The sequence below is a fragment of the Streptomyces sp. NPDC127092 genome (assembly GCF_042722475.1).
GTDB lineage: Bacteria > Actinomycetota > Actinomycetes > Streptomycetales > Streptomycetaceae > Streptomyces.
Genome location: NZ_JBHXFE010000428.1, coordinates 1 through 1,020 on the forward strand (window position 1 = coordinate 1; position 1,020 = coordinate 1,020).

Here is a 1,020-nt window from a genome sequence, read left to right on the forward strand (position 1 = left end):
GGGTGCGGCTGGGTCAGGGGGAATTCCGACAGAACCTGTTGACCAAGTACAACGCGCGGTGCGCCTTCACCGGCGATCTACCTGAGGTGGTGCTCGACGCCTGCCACCTGTACAGCTACGCCAAGGTGGGCAGACATCATGAGCATGGCGGGATTTTGCTCCGTCGGGACCTTCACACACTGTTCGACCGCGGCATCATCGCGGTCACGGAAGACGCCACTGTCGATGTAGCTCCCGCTTACCACCAGTTCCCCGTGTACCAGGAACTTCACGGCAGGCAACTCACTATCGACCTGAGCTCCGAACAACGTCAGTGGCTGGAACTCCACTGGGGAGAACACCGCCAGGTTTGACCGTCCGTAGTCGGGGTCTACACGAAATCCGGCCGAGGGGCGGCGAGCACGTCGCACTCGTGCGGCGACGACCGGACGCTGCGTTCGGGTGCGCGTGGATGTCATCCGTTGGGGTATCTGGGCCGCCTTCTCCCTAGGTGGGCGACAGCTACCGGCAAGTTCACTCGACACGGCCGAGGCGATGCGTCAGGGATATCTACTTGGAAGTTAAGTCCCGCAGAAGGTTTGGAAGGCGTGTCGAATTATTGTGGACGGGTGTGGTGTGGTGTGGTGTGGTCACACCATTCGTCGCGGCGGTCGAACGATCTCCAGTAGCTTTTCGAACGGAGCGGCATCCGGGCAGGTTGTTTCGGTCGCGGCGAAGTCCGGTTCCGGCATGGTTCGGGGCACGGTGCGGGGTCGGGTTCGACGGTGGTCTGCAGGGTGTGGACGTCATCAGGCGCCGACCTGAAGGGGTGTGTGTCCTGCGACCGTTTGTACACCAACCACACCGTTGACTACGTTTGAGATAGCAAAAGTACGCTAACGTCTCTGTTGTCTACGTTTGCACCGAACCGGGGGAGAAGGTCTGTGATCTGGCCGGAGCATCGCATCGAGACTCGGGACTGGAACCCGCGTCATCGGCAGGGTTCGCGCGCGGACCGCACCCTCGAGACCGTCGACGCGT

At 61.7% G+C, this 1,020-nt stretch carries 1 protein-coding gene; it reads left to right on the forward strand.

Features of this window, described 5'->3' with window-relative positions; translation table 11 throughout:
* On the forward strand, nucleotides 1–353 hold a 353-nt coding region (locus ACFWJO_RS41015), incomplete at its 5' end, for an HNH endonuclease (protein ID WP_386873515.1).
* Nucleotides 354–1,020 lie beyond the last annotated feature (667 nt).